General features: G+C 64.6%; 12 protein-coding genes. 4 read left to right on the forward strand and 8 right to left on the reverse strand.

The genetic code is table 11. The annotated features are described in order from the left end of the window. Positions 1 to 450: ACT domain-containing protein (locus MJ797_RS16195; protein ID WP_239335704.1), on the reverse strand; the 450-nt coding region annotated here is incomplete at its 3' end. A gap of 713 nt (positions 451 to 1,163) precedes the next feature. Between MJ797_RS16195 and MJ797_RS16200 the strand changes: the two genes are divergently transcribed. After that, positions 1,164 to 2,138, forward strand: a complete 975-nt coding sequence (locus tag MJ797_RS16200; protein WP_239335705.1) for a hypothetical protein — start codon at positions 1,164 to 1,166, stop codon at positions 2,136 to 2,138. Positions 2,139 to 2,248: 110 nt separating this feature from the next. Here the strand turns inward: MJ797_RS16200 and MJ797_RS16205 are convergent, their stop codons facing one another. Together MJ797_RS16205 and MJ797_RS16210 are read right to left on the reverse strand one after the other, a co-directional pair. Continuing rightward, positions 2,249 to 3,118, reverse strand: coding sequence for a helix-turn-helix transcriptional regulator (locus tag MJ797_RS16205; protein ID WP_239335706.1), 870 nt, complete (start codon positions 3,116 to 3,118; stop codon positions 2,249 to 2,251). Between the two features lie 53 nt (positions 3,119 to 3,171). After that, positions 3,172 to 3,996, reverse strand: a complete 825-nt coding sequence (locus tag MJ797_RS16210) for an SAM-dependent methyltransferase (RefSeq protein ID WP_374582365.1) — start codon at positions 3,994 to 3,996, stop codon at positions 3,172 to 3,174. A 490-nt stretch (positions 3,997 to 4,486) separates the two neighbouring features. On the opposite strand from MJ797_RS16210, the gene htpG reads away from it, so the two are divergent. After that, the gene (htpG, locus tag MJ797_RS16215) at positions 4,487 to 6,400 is read left to right on the forward strand and encodes a molecular chaperone HtpG (RefSeq protein ID WP_239335708.1); all 1,914 of its coding nucleotides are present in this window, start codon (positions 4,487 to 4,489) and stop codon (positions 6,398 to 6,400) included. A gap of 133 nt (positions 6,401 to 6,533) precedes the next feature. On the opposite strand, the gene MJ797_RS16220 is transcribed toward htpG, so the two are convergent. Continuing rightward, positions 6,534 to 7,130: a pentapeptide repeat-containing protein gene (locus tag MJ797_RS16220; RefSeq protein WP_239335709.1), complete on the reverse strand. Its 597-nt coding sequence runs from the start codon at positions 7,128 to 7,130 to the stop codon at positions 6,534 to 6,536. A gap of 917 nt (positions 7,131 to 8,047) precedes the next feature. Between MJ797_RS16220 and MJ797_RS16225 the strand changes: the two genes are divergently transcribed. Further along, a complete protein-coding gene (locus MJ797_RS16225) occupies positions 8,048 to 8,218 on the forward strand; it encodes a hypothetical protein (protein WP_239335710.1) in 171 nt (56 codons plus the stop codon). A 230-nt stretch (positions 8,219 to 8,448) separates the two neighbouring features. On the opposite strand, the gene MJ797_RS16230 is transcribed toward MJ797_RS16225, so the two are convergent. From MJ797_RS16230 to MJ797_RS16245, 4 genes are all read right to left on the reverse strand, one after another. Continuing rightward, a complete protein-coding gene (locus MJ797_RS16230; protein ID WP_239335711.1) occupies positions 8,449 to 8,868 on the reverse strand; it encodes a DUF6245 family protein in 420 nt (139 codons plus the stop codon). Positions 8,869 to 9,033: 165 nt separating this feature from the next. After that, positions 9,034 to 10,086, reverse strand: a complete 1,053-nt coding sequence (locus MJ797_RS16235) for a helix-turn-helix domain-containing protein (protein ID WP_239335712.1) — start codon at positions 10,084 to 10,086, stop codon at positions 9,034 to 9,036. Positions 10,087 to 10,471: 385 nt separating this feature from the next. Then, positions 10,472 to 11,287, reverse strand: a complete 816-nt coding sequence (locus tag MJ797_RS16240) for an SAM-dependent methyltransferase (protein ID WP_374582375.1) — start codon at positions 11,285 to 11,287, stop codon at positions 10,472 to 10,474. A 345-nt stretch (positions 11,288 to 11,632) separates the two neighbouring features. After that, positions 11,633 to 12,019, reverse strand: a complete 387-nt coding sequence (locus tag MJ797_RS16245) for a hypothetical protein (protein ID WP_239335714.1) — start codon at positions 12,017 to 12,019, stop codon at positions 11,633 to 11,635. On the opposite strand from MJ797_RS16245, the gene MJ797_RS16250 reads away from it, so the two are divergent. Continuing rightward, on the forward strand, positions 11,995 to 13,404 hold a 1,410-nt coding region (locus MJ797_RS16250; RefSeq protein WP_239335716.1), incomplete at its 3' end, for a BTAD domain-containing putative transcriptional regulator. The genes MJ797_RS16245 and MJ797_RS16250 overlap by 25 nt on opposite strands.

Consider the following 13,404-nt stretch of genomic DNA (forward strand, 5'->3'; position numbering starts at 1 on the left):
TAAGTGGTGGAAGGGCACGCCGTGCCAGCTGGCCAGTTCCTTGGCGTCCTGATGGTTGGAGACGATACCGACGATGTCGACGGGCAGGGTGCCGGCGCGGTGGCGCGACAGCAGGTCGGCCAGACAGTGATCGTGCTGTGACACCATAATCAATATCCGTGGCTGGACGGCGGCGTCCCAGATCCGCCAGTCCATCGAAAACGTATCGGCGACCGTACCGAAAGCGACTCGTATCTGGTCAAGGCTGCCGTGCGGTTCCTCAAGGTCCGCGGCCAGGCGCAGGAAGAAGTGGGTGCTGTCGGGATCCCCGTACTGCTGGGCCTCGATGATATTGCAGCCGGTATCCGTGACGAAGGCGGACACCGCCGCGACGATGCCGCGCCGGTTCGGACAGCTGAGCGTCAATACCAGGCGTTGAGAAAGACTACTGAGTTTGTCTGTTGGCTTCATGTTGGCATACTGTCCCAAAAGGCATGACACCTGTAAACACTCGTTGTGAAATATTACGCTCGGCCGCGTCCTCGTTTACGCGCCGTGTCGTTCCTGGCTGTTTTCGGGTGCGTACCGATATGGGCACGCGCGTAGCCGTACCCATTCCCGGCTATGTGTATGGGTACGGCCATTGTGTCGGCCCTTCGGGCGTACGGCTGCTCGGCCTTCTCCGGAAAACTGTGACGACCAGGCCGCCAGCGGCCGCGGCGGGAGCGTGCGCGCCACGTTGGCCAGCCAGCTGGTGTTCATCGGCGTTGTGCCGCCTGCTGTTCGGTCCTGTGCTGGCGGGCCTGACGGTGCTTTGTCGTGACCGGCAGTTGTTGGATATCTGGAGCCGATTGGTCGTTTACAGTTTTTATGTGAGTGGTGACGGTGTGGTTACCATGTCCGCCGACGCGCAAAAAGTCGAAACTCGACGGAGTCGGGATGGAACGCGGATGGGCCCACGTGGCGTGCGGCGGCGGGTTTCGCGGTTGGTGGGGCCGGTTTCAGCTCGGGCGGTCAGGTCGCGGGGGATGGCGAGATTATGGATCTTGGTAGGGTTGCACGTGCAGCCGCATGTGCAACCACGTATGCAATGACTTATAGTTGCTGTGATCGCACTCCATGCAGGTTCGTGCTCACGATGTGGAATCGCAAGTCAGATCACACAGGAGGGCCTCAGTGCGGGCATGCACATCACCAGGAGGGATGCTGACGCTCTCGCCGCCCTCACCGCGGCAGGGCTCGTCATCGGGATGGACGGCATGAGCACTATCGACACGGCCAAGGCCGCGGCTGACCGCATCATGGCCCGGTATATGGATCAAGATGTCGCTGTCACGGCGAACGTGATCCGTGTGCATCTCCGGACCCTCGCGGGCTTACGGCAGGGCCGACTCTCAGCAAAGGCCGAGCGGGACACGCACGAGGCCCAGGCCATGTTCGGAGCGCTGCTTGGACTGTCCTTCGTAGATCAGGGCAAGTACGTCAAAGCGGAGCAGTCGTTGTCGGCTGCCGCGAATCATGCGGATGAGATCGCGCATCTCGGCTTGGGTGCGCACATCGCCGGGACGTGGGCGACGGCAGCGCTTGCCAGCGGCAACCCGAAGATGGCTCTTGCGCACAGCGCCAAGTGGGTCGGGATGGTCGCGGGGGGGCTGCAGATGACCCGGCTGCACGCAATCTCCGCAAAAGCCTACGCCGCGCTCGGGGATCAGGTTAATGCCGGTAGCTCGCTCTGCGCGGCGCGGCAGACCGCGAATCGGTACGGCGCTCCGGCATTCCATGCGCGTCCATTCCAGGGGCTGTCACAGGCCGAGCTGGCAGTGACCGCGGTGGATGTCTACGCCATGCTTGGGCAGACGGCTCCGGCCATGCGCATCGCCGCGGAGTGGACGCCGACGGTAACCCACAATGGTCCGACCGGGCTGCGGAACCACCTGGCCATGTCACATGCCCTGGCGTTGGCAGACAAGGAGCCTGACCGCGCGGCGGAACTGATGGCGAAGGCCATCGCGGCCGGTGCTCCGATGGGTCCGTTCGGGCCAGCAGCGGCAGCGAAGGTCCGACGTTTTCTTGCCGCGGCACCGCCAGGATACCCCGGCGTCCGTGACGTCGCGACGATGGCCCGATCAGTGGGAATCGACGTGGCTTCGTCTACCTAAATGGTCGCCACTTCGCGTTCCTGATCTGATGCCTTGGATGCGATGAGCCACCGTCGTCAGCGGAGCTGATGGCGGCGGCTCATCGCGCTTGCCGGTCGAGCCGATGCCGCTTATGTCTCGGCGATGATTCTGGCGAGGCGCTCGGCGGATTTGTCGGGCGGCAAGCTGTCGACGCTGAGACGATTCATGGCCTCCGCATAGCGGCTCACATCCGCTACCTTGTCCAGGTAGACCGCACCGGTGAGATGCTCCAGGTAGATTATGTCCGGGAGATTTGGTTCGGCGAAGCGCAGGATGCTGAAGGCGCCGCTTTCCGCGACGTGGCCGCCGAACGCAAAGGGCATCACCTGGATGGCGAGGTTCGGCCGCTCGGAGACCGCGATCAGCCGTTCCAGCTGAGTGCGCATCACCGCGGGCGTGCCGATCGGACGCCGCAGGGCCGCTTCGTCCAGCACGGCCCACAGCCGGGGTGGATTCGGGCGGTCCAGCGCCTTTTGCCGGCTCATCCGCATGTCGACTCGGCGTTCGATCTCCTTGGCCGAGACGGTGCCAGGGCCATTACTTTGGGTGATAGCGCTACGGGCATAGTCCTCGGTCTGGAGCAGGCCTGGGATGAACTGGACCTCGTAGGTCCGGATCAGTGTCGCGGCGGTCTCCAGGCCCAGGTACGACTCGAACCAGTCCGGCAGAATATCGGCGAAGCGGTGCCACCAGCCGGGTTGGTTGGCCTCCCGGGCCAGCGCGAGCATCGGCGCTCGTCCGGTCTCGTCGACGATCCCGTAGAGGGTGAGCAGGTCTTCGATATCACGTTCCTTGAACCCGACCCGCCCCAGTTCCAGTCGGCTGATCTTCGATTCGGAGCCCCGGATCTCGTACCCGGCTGCCTCGCGGCTGATACCCCGGCTCTCCCGGAGCCGGCGCAGCTGGCCACCAAGTAGAATTCGGAGCGCAACCGGCCCCCGATCCGGCTGCACTGTCATCGTGTCTCCCGTATATCGTCGTGCCTGAGAGTACCGCCCGATCCGCCGGGTATTCAGGGCTTGCGGGCGACACCGCAGAACGCGTCCAACGCGGTGGGGGTGCTCCCGGGGGCGGGCCGCCAGAGAGGGGTTGACACCACACCGGGCTCGAGGAGCTCGAGGCCGGTGAAGAACCGGGCGATCTGCTCAGGAGTACGACGGTGGTAATACCCGTAGCCGGGGCGTTCGCGGGTGAGCCGGAGGAGTTCCTGACGGCGTGCCTCGCCCATGAGGACATCGGTACCGTCGTTGACTGTCAGATAGCTGCCCGAGGGCAGGGCGTTCACGAATTCCTTCACAATCGCATGTGCCTCATCGAGGTCGGCGATGGTCCCCATGATCCCTAAGAGGCTGAGCGCGATGGGCTGGGTGAAGTCCAGCGTCTGGTCGGCGATGTTGAGGATCTTCTTGGGGCTGCGCATATCGGCGTCAATGTAGGCGGTAGCGCCTTCAGGACTACTGGTGAGCAGGGCGCGGGCATGAACCAGCACGAGTGGGTCGTTGTCGACGTAGACGATGCGGGAGTCCGGGGCGATCCGCTGGGCGACCTCGTGGGTGTTGTCCACGGTGGGCAGGCCGGTACCGATGTCGAGGAACTGGCGGATACCCGCCTCACCGGCCAGGTAGCTGATCGCGCGGCCGAGGAAGGCCCGGTCGGCGCGGGCAATCTCGATGATCTCTGGGAAGATTTCGGCGTATCGGTCCGCGAACTCGCGGTCGACGGCGAAGTTGTCCTTACCGCCCAGCCAGTAGTCCCAGGCGCGGGCAGAGTGCGGCCTGGTGGTGTCGAACGTGGGGGGTGGGTAGCTGTCGATGTAGTCGTTCACAGGGCACTCCATACTCGGGACGCTCGGTGGTGCTGGCCGGGCCGATCATAGGCTTTGGCTGGGCTGCATTCACGCAGGGCTGGTTATCGTGGCGGGATCGATCTGTCGAAGAGTTTGGCCGAGCGTCGGAGCCGTCGCTCGGGATATTTTTTTCACGTGTCGTAAAAACTACTTGACAGGATCAGGAGTTCCATCCCCCTCCCGGCGTCTCCGCGCGCACCGGGCAGCATCGGCCGAGGGTGTCGCGTGCCAGGCCATGGCGAAGCCAGCGCGGTACGGCCATCCAGCCTGCCCAGCGCAAGCCTCTTATCTCACAGGCGAACATGCGGGTCAATACCCCACGTGGAGTACTGGACCCCCACCGGCCGCGCGCGCAGCCCCTCGATCGGCAGACAGCATTCGCCAGGACTGATGCGCCGGCGGGTTGCGACCGCAGCCATCAACGCACGGCTGCTCGGTATCCTTTCCATGAACGACCCTTGTGCCCGCATAGAGGAGTCCCGTGAGCAACCGGATTGAGACGCTGGAATTCCAGGCCGAGACGCGTCAGCTGCTACAGCTGATGGTCCATTCGATCTACTCCAACAAAGATATCTTCTTGCGTGAGCTGATATCCAACGCATCTGATGCCCTCGACAAACTGCGACTCGAGTCGTTGGTCAACAACGACCTGCGGGTCGACGTATCTGACCTGCGTATTGATATTGAGACCGACCAGGAACAGCGTACCCTGACCGTGCGCGACAACGGCATCGGTATGTCCCGTGACGACGTCATCCAGCTCATCGGTACTATCGCCAAGTCCGGAACGGCCGAGCTGCTCCGGAAGATGAAGGAGTCGAAGGACGCTGCGGCGTCGTACGATCTTATCGGGCAGTTTGGTGTCGGTTTTTACGCTACCTTCATGGTGGCGGACCAGGTCACGCTGCTGACCCGTCGAGCCGGTGAAAGCGTTGGCACCCGGTGGGAATCGAGCGGCGAGGGCACGTATGTCATCGAGTCGGTCGACGACGCACCGCAGGGCACCGCGGTAACCGTGCACCTGAAACCTGAGGACAGTGAGGACCGTCTTTTCGACTACACCGCCGAGTGGAAGATCCGGGAGATTGTAAAGCGGTATTCCGATTTCATCTCGTGGCCCATCCGGATGGCTGCCGAACGGACCGGCGAAGATGACACGACGACGATCGAAATCCAGCAGCTCAACTCGATGAAGGCGTTGTGGGCACGCTCACGCGATGATGTCGACCAGGCTGAGTACAACGAGTTCTACAAGCATGTCAGCCACGACTGGACCGATCCACTCGAGACCATTCATATGAAGGGCGAAGGGCACTTCGAGTACGAGGCGCTGTTGTTCATCCCGTCCCGCGCGCCGTTTGACCTGTTCATGCGGGAGGGTAAGCAGGGAATTCAGCTGTATGTGAAGCGTGTTTTCATCATGGACGACTGCCAGGCGCTCATGCCGAGCTACCTCCGCTTCATCAAGGGTGTTGTCGATGCACATGATCTGTCGCTCAACATCTCGCGTGAGATCCTCCAGCAGGATCGCCAGATCCAGCTGGTGCGCCGCCGGCTGGTCAAGAAGGTGCTCGCGACGGTCAGGCACATGCAGGCCAACGAGGCCGAGCGCTATCGGGCCTTCTGGAACGAGTTCGGTCGTGCCGTGAAGGAGGGCCTTCTCGACGATGTCGAGAACCGGGAGGCGATACTCGAGATCGTTTCTGTCGTCTCGACACACGACCCGGACCAGCCAACCACCCTGCGGCAGTACGTCGACCGTATGAAGGACGGCCAGAACGACATCTACTACATGACCGGCGATTCTCGGTTGATGATCGAAAGATCGCCGCACATGGAGGCCTTCCGCGCCAGGGGTTACGAGGTTCTGGTCCTGACGGATCCGGTCGATGAGGTATGGGTCGAACGGGTCGCGCAGTTCGACGGCAAACCACTGCAGTCGATCGCCAAGGGCCAGGTCGACCTCGACACCGAAGATGAGAAGAAGAGCGCCGAATCCGACCGGGAACAACAGCAGCAGGCGTTCGCCGCGTTGCTGTCCTGGATGGCGACGAAGCTGCGGGAAGAAGTGAAGGAGGTCCGCCTGTCCGCACGCCTCACGACGTCGCCGGCCTGCATCGTGGGTGACACGCACGACATCACACCGACCCTGGAGAAGATGTACCGCACGATGGGGCAGGAGGTGCCGCATCCAAAGCGTATTCTGGAACTCAATCCCACGCACCCCCTGGTAACGGGGTTGCGAAAGGCGCACGAGCGGGAAGCGGAATCCGACGTTCTCGCGGAGACAGCGGAATTGCTATACGGAATGGCGTTGCTGGCCGAGGGCGGAGAACTCGGCGATCCGTCTCGCTTCACGCGCATCCTCGCCGATCGACTGGTGCGCACGCTGTAGCGAGTGGCAACCACTGCCACCCCACTCGGGAAGAATCCTGATGAAGCACGCCCGCGGGCTTCCGGAACGTTGCTTCCGCTTATGGCCGGAGGTTTTGTGGTTGTTTTGCCCGGGTAGCCGGGAACTCGCCGCGTCAGACAGGGGACAGCGAGGCTTCGTGATCCCGGCCCGAGTCCGGCCGGACCCGGAACAGGCCGGTGGATACCTCGTCCGAGGAGTCACGCATCCGCCATGCCCACCCGGCGTCTGGCCAGCGGGTGTCCCTCGACCACAGCGTCCCGGTGAGGTCAGCCCCGCCCAGCCAGGCGCCTGTGAGGTCAGCCCCGCGCAGATTCGCCTCGCGCAGGTCGGCGTCGGTGAGGTCCGCCCCGACCAGCCCTGCGCGGGTGAGGGTCGCCCAGGACAGCACGGCGCCGGTGAGGTCAGCCCCGTCCAGCCAGGCGTCGGTGAGGTCAGCCCCGTCCAACCGGGCGTGGGTGAGGGTCGCCCAGGACAGCACGACGCCGGTGAGGTCCACCCCGCGCAGGTCGGCGCCGGTGAGGTCCGCCCCATCCAGGCGGGCGCCGGTGAAATCACGGTCAGTTGGGTTCGCTGGCGCCCTCGCCGCGGCGCGAGCGTCCGGCTCGGCGGCGAGTATGTCGGGAGAACGGGCCTGTGCCCAGCGGATGAGGTCGTCATCGAGGGGGGACGCGGCCGGGAGCCGGTCCATGTCGTCGTGATCGGTAGTCATGGCCCGTCCCATCCCTTCAGCGTTGTGCGATGGCGGTACAGGAGGTCTTGCACGGCGCGGGTTGTGAGTCCCTACCGATGATCCCCGCGATGTCATCGGGGGATGGCCTGCCGTGCGCATTCGATGATGGGAAGCGGTGATCCGCCCGCGTTGCCAGCGGCCGGCGACCCGGACGTCACGTAGCCGGGGCTGCTGACCTGGTTGGCGAAGCGATCGTATGAGGTAGGCGGGCAGCCACGCGCGAGAAAAGAAAATCTCCCATCACAGCCGTGGCCGGAAAGGGTGTTCGGGAGCCTTCCGGGTGCCGCTGGTACTGCCCGGCGCGGGCACCGCAGGCTGCCGGCTTAGAGCGCCCGGCAATAAGGGCGCGGCGTCGCGGGGCTGGGGCACACACCTCGCTGTGTTGTCGTCGGTCGCCACCCAACACCAGGGTGACTCCCTCCGCCGCCTCGCGATGCACGCACCCCAGCCCCGCTCCTTGATCCACACCTCTATTGCCGGGCGCTCTTACACGGTCAGCGGCGCCCTGCTTTCCGCAGGTCGAGCGTCCGCGTCACAGCAAGGAGCCTGCGCCAGGACCGACAGCACCGAGTAGCTCCAAACGGAGGTCTCGATAAGGAGATCTCCAGATAGAGACGGTGAAGAAGGCCAGGGCTGGACGCGCGGCTGGCGTCCTGGTCGACATACGTTCCACGAGCGCCCGAGGAAGGCGCCCTGGTGTTGGGCGCCGACTGACGACAACGCGGCCGGGCGGGATGCGGGGAGCCGCGAGCCGGAATGACGATCTCGAACGCGCTCTAACAGGGGACGCGGCATCGCGAGGCGCGTGTCTCGGTCCAACCGCGCCGCGCGATAATGTCAGCTATTGTCGACGTTCTGAGCGAATTCAGGCTAGATTTTCGTCCTGTGGAGACTTCATGATGTCCGATCACTTCGGGACTTCACCTGATTCGTCCCCGGCCCGGCTGGTTCCCAGGCACGGGACGGAACCGCCGCCACCCGTGGGGCTGTCCGCCGAGGTGCTTGCCGGGCAGGCTGTCTACAGCAGACACACTCCCGCCGTCTATGACATACTCGTGCTCGGCTAGCGTTTCGCGGTCCACCATGTCGACATCGTCGGTTCGATGGCGCTTTTCAGCGGGCAGCGGCTCCTGTCCGCTGGCCAGTGCTGACCTCTCGCACCCCGATTCCCGACCGAAGGCCGGCCGGCGGCAGGCGAAGTCGATATGTGCGGGGAGCAGTCCCCGGTTGTTCCGCGATATTGATGGTTCGCACCGATTTGTCTGTGGTTGTAGCGATTTTTATGGCAAGCTCCTGGCTAAGAGGCTCCGGTAATAGGGTTGTCCGGCTCGCGGTCCATCCACCCGGACGCCGCTGTCTGATCGAAGGCCCTACTGCCGGAGGCCCTCAATGCGAGGGTTTGTAGCGTGGCGCATTCGACACTGCCGGCCGCCGGGAGCTCGGGGCCAGGACGACCCGTTCTTCGTCGTTCTTGTTCTAGCAGGAGGTTGGTGTTGACAAGGGCTGCCTGCAGCGCCTCACGTGCCCGGTGCAGTTGCCCGGGCTGGGCGCTCAGCGTGGTCATGTCGCCTTGGGTGACAGCTGCCTGGCTGGCGGCGATGACATCGAGCAGGATGCGCAGGCTCGTGGACGCGTGCGCGGCAATCTTCTGTTCAATCTCCTCGTTCACCTCCGTGATCAAAGCAAACGTTCGACTGTCGGTGTCATCGTCGGGCATGGTGGAACCTCACAACCACGAAAATAGCGGGCTATGACCGACCCGGTCATGATTTATTCATGTGTCGATGTCATCTACATGGGTAGCTCGAGACTACAGAGCGTGCTTCAGACCAGGATGCCAGTTTACCTGGCTGGAAGGCGTTAGCATAGCGTCGCTGATTTCTTAACGGTGCGTCTCATCGATTGTGTTGTGGAGCGCTGTGTGACGATAGTCACGGGGTGAGATGCCGTAAGCGGCGCGGAAAGCGCGGCTGAAGTCGGCGGGATAGGAGAACCCCCAGCGGGCGGCGATGACATGGATGGGCGTTGCGTGCAGCGCGGGGTCGGTGAGATCGTGGCGACAGCGCTCCAGGCGTTCGCTGCGGATCCAAGCGGAGACGGTGAGGTCCTGTTGCTGGAAAATGCGATGCAACTGGCTGGTAGAGATGTGGTGGGCTGCGGCGATGCTGCTTGGGGTCAGCTGAGCTTCGCCCAGCCGTTGCTGGATGAATGATCGAATACGCAAGGCGAGCGTTCGCTGGCGGGTGTCTGATGGTAAAAAGCGGTCGGCATCGACTTCATGGGCAAGCAGCGCGGTCAGTAGGTCGAGCAGGACGGTTCCCAGTCGGGGTGCGTCGCTGGGCTGGTAAGGGCTCGTATTCGCGATCATGTTGGTGACGAGCCCCACGAGGAGGGCACCGATCCCCGTGCGGCCCGATATCCGCCGGGCGATCAGCTGATCGGTCGCGGCCGAGGGCAGCGGCAGCAGCGCTCGGGGAACGCGGATCGCTACTGTTGTGGCCATGTCGTGGCGGCCGGAATCTATCCAGATATCGAAAGGACGCCAGGTACTATAGAGGACCAGCTCGCGCGTGGCGACCGTGACGTCCCGGCCCATCTGGGAAAGTCTCGCGTTCCCGCGGAGGAGAAAGCCCATCTTGTACTGCTCGGCATCGGACTGTTTGATCAGTTTTGGGGTCCGAAGTATCTGCAACGACGGAAAAGACGCTGTGAACATGTCCACAGCACCGAGTTCCAGCAGGCGCAAGGTCGCTGGGAAGTCTTCCTCGTGGTCGCTGCGAAACTCCAGCGGGGCAGTGGCCCAGTGAGCCATCGCACGCCAAGCATCAAACCGTTCTCCCGCGGGCAGATCCTCACTTCGGAACACCGTCTCGATCATCTTTTCCCCGAGCTTTCTGACCACCTTATAGTCCGTCAGAGCAGCAAACCACAGCATTTCGCGGGCTCCACTGATAGATCAGTGGCGGGGCGTCCGGACCCAGCGGTCATGACATCCTTGATGTCAGCGTCGTTGAGAAGATGCCGTGCTCTTCCTGGCCGCCACGGCGGTGGCCAACTCTGTTGAAACGCGCTGTCATGGTCGCGGGCGAATGTGTCCGCCCGCGCATCCTGCGTGCGGAGGGGATGGCGAACAGATACTGATTCTGACCAGCCACCAGATCGGTAGCGAAGGCCGCCGTGGCAAAGCGCACTGTGGACGATGGCTCCAGTCAGTTCCGGACTTCCGATTCCAGTTTGACGGTACCCGAGGTAAGCGGCGGCGGTGAGCATACCCGGCGATGGTCGTCGCCCGCGGGCTGCCGTCCGATGGCTTCTGATGTCTACGGAACGCGGGCCACCGCACCGTAGGCTGCTGTGTCCGCGGCGGACGGACGGGGCTGTGGTTCGTTCTCGGCTCGCCAGGCGGGCAGGGCCGCAATACCCGGAGATATCAGCTCGAGCCCGCCGAGGAACCGGGCGACCTCCGCTCGGTTCCTCATCTGAAACGTTACCCGGGTTGCGGCGATGACATCGTCGACGCTTGCGGCGGTCCCCGGCGACATGAAATCCCTCGTCACGTGGGAGATAGCCAGATAGCTGCCGGACGGCAGGGCCGCCAGCAGCCGGGACACGGCGCCGTACGGATCATCGGCATCGGGGACGAAGTGCAGGATCGCGATCAGCATCAGCGCTACCGGGCGAGACAGGTCCAGCGTCCGCTGGAGATCCGGATGACTCAGGATCTTCTCGGGGTTCCGGAGGTCCGCGTCCAGATAGGCGGTGGCGCCGCGGTGGTCGGAGGTCAGCAGGGCACGGGCGTGGGCAAGCACGATCGGGTCGTTGTCGACGTACACGACGCGTGACTCGGGGGCGATCGCCTGGGCGACCTCGTGTGTGTTGTTCACGGTCGGGATGCCGGTGCCGATGTCAAGAAACTGTCGGATGCCCGCCTCCTCAGCCAGGAACTGTACGACCCTTCCCAGGAATCGGCGGTTCTCGAGGGCCGCGATCCGGATGGTAGGAAATGCGGCGGCGATGGCATCTCCGGACTCCCGGTCGGGCAGGAAGTTGTCCTTGCCGCCGAGCCAGTAGTCATACCGGCGGGCTGGATGTGCAATTGTGGTGTCGATTTCCGGCGACAACCGGTCCTCTCGCAACACCGACGTGAAGTCCCACACGGTCTCGCTGCTCTGTTCCGCCACGCCCGGCATCGTGCACCAGGCCGACAGCGTCAGGTAGCGCCAAACGGAGGTCTCGGTAAAGAGATCTCCATGTGGAGATGGCGGACAAGGCCGGGCTGGGTGACCATGAAGGCATGAGCGGCAGGGGTACGAGGCGGCCGAAACCGGCTTCGACGTGGGGCTCCGTGAAAGCACCGCGCCGGCCTGGATTTTTCGTCGGGCGATGAGGCTGGTTCCCTTGATTGTCGATCATCGACTTGCTTATGGCCTCCTGTCCGTGAGTGGGCTCGGGGCGCGACTGTCCGCTGCGGGCGTCGGGTTTCACTTTTCCTGGCGGAGTCCTGCCGCGGCCGTCGGATCGACGCGGTGGGTCCTGCCGGCCAGCTGACCAGATGGCCAGCAGGCCAAGATGGGCTCGGCGGAGGCGACCGTCAGCCGTAGACGGGGGTTGGCATCGATACCGAGTTTGTAGCGGTTGCGGTGGGTGTTCTGCGCGTTTGCATGCCGGGAACCGATCCCCGCTGTGCGGTGGAGGCCTTTCGGTCCGGGCTGCGGTGGCAGTCGGGCCTCCAGCCCGCTGCGGTCGGATCCGGTCCGCTTGCCGGCACGCGGAGTGTCGATGGCCAGCTCCTGGTGTTCGCGGGCGAGGAAGCGGAATCCCGTGAACTCGGAGGCTGGAAACGGTGGACGGGCGGGACGCCGGCGCATCTTTTGATCATGTCTGGCCGGCCGCGGAGACAGCGGACTTCGTCAACACAACAGGCCCGGACAACCAGCCGGCGTCGTCGGGCAGCTCGAGCGGGGCTCCGCTGGCGAAGGGGATAACCGACATGGTCGGTAAGGGTGCTGGCGGGCTGGTGGCTCCAGCGTGTGAGCCCGTTGGCGAGGTCGTCGGCGGTGCCTCGCCCGGCCTGTGGTTCGGGGTACTGGGGCCGTTGGAGGTCCGCCGGGACGGTCAGCCGTTGCCGTTGCGAGGCCCGCGGGAGCGGACACTCCTTGGCCTGCTGCTGTCCGAGCGTAACCGGTTTGTCTCGGTGTCGCGCCTGGTGGACGGGGTGTGGGGAGCGGCCCCGCCGCCGACGGCGGAGAAAACGCTGCGAAGCTACATTGCCCGGCTGCGTCGATTGCTGGAGCTGGACCGTCCGCCAGCGGGGTGGCAGGTTCTGGTCACGGTGCCGTCGGGGTACAGCCTGCGTGTCGACACGGCGGCCCTGGACGCGGCACTTTTCAAACAGCTTGTCGGGCAGGCGCGGCCGGCGCTGCTGGCCGGCGCACCCGAGCTCGCGTTTGCCCGATTCCGGCGTGCGCTGGAGCTGTGGCGAGGGGATGCGTACGAGGATCTGGGTGACGCCGAGTTCGCGGTGGCAGAACGCGATCAGCTTGCGGAGCTGAGGCTGGCCGCGGTAGCCGACCGTCTCGACGCCGAGTTCGCCCTCGGCCATGCGGCGGCCTTGGTCGGCGAGCTGCAGTCGCTGGTGGCCGCATATCCGTTGCGGGAGCGGTTCTGGGGCCAGCTGATGGTCGCGCTTTACGAGTCGGGTCGGCAGGCGGAGGCGCTGGAGGCCTACCGTTCAGCCCGGACCCGGCTCGTGGGCGAGATCGGTGTGGAGCCCAGCCAGCAACTGCGCGCGCTGAACGCGGCGATCCTTGCCGAGCAGCCCAGCCTGCTCCCGGACACCGTACGCCCACAGGGCCTGCCGGCGGGGCTGAGCGGAGACCGCAACCCGTTGCTCGGGCGGGATCTGGAACTGCACTGGTTGGAACAGATGTGGGGGCATGCCCTCGACGACGCGGGGGGAGCCGTCATCGTCGAGGGCGAACCGGGGATGGGGGCCAGCCGGCTCGTCGCGGAGTTCGCTCGCCGGGTGGGTGGCTGCGGCGCCGTGCTCGTCATCGGATCGGTGGAGACCGAGACGCTCGCGGGCTCCGCGGCGGAGCGCCCGGTACTGGTCGTCATCGACGACCCGGCGGGGACGGACCCGCGGGAGGTGGAGCGATTGGCGGTCGCGGCCGTGCGGTTGCCGGTGCTCATCGTCGTTATAGCCAGACCACGCGACGAGCGGGCGGAAGGCTGGTCCGGTGCGTCCGGTGCG

This window comes from Protofrankia sp. CiP3 (assembly GCF_917627345.1).
Classification (GTDB): domain Bacteria; phylum Actinomycetota; class Actinomycetes; order Frankiales; family Frankiaceae; genus Protofrankia.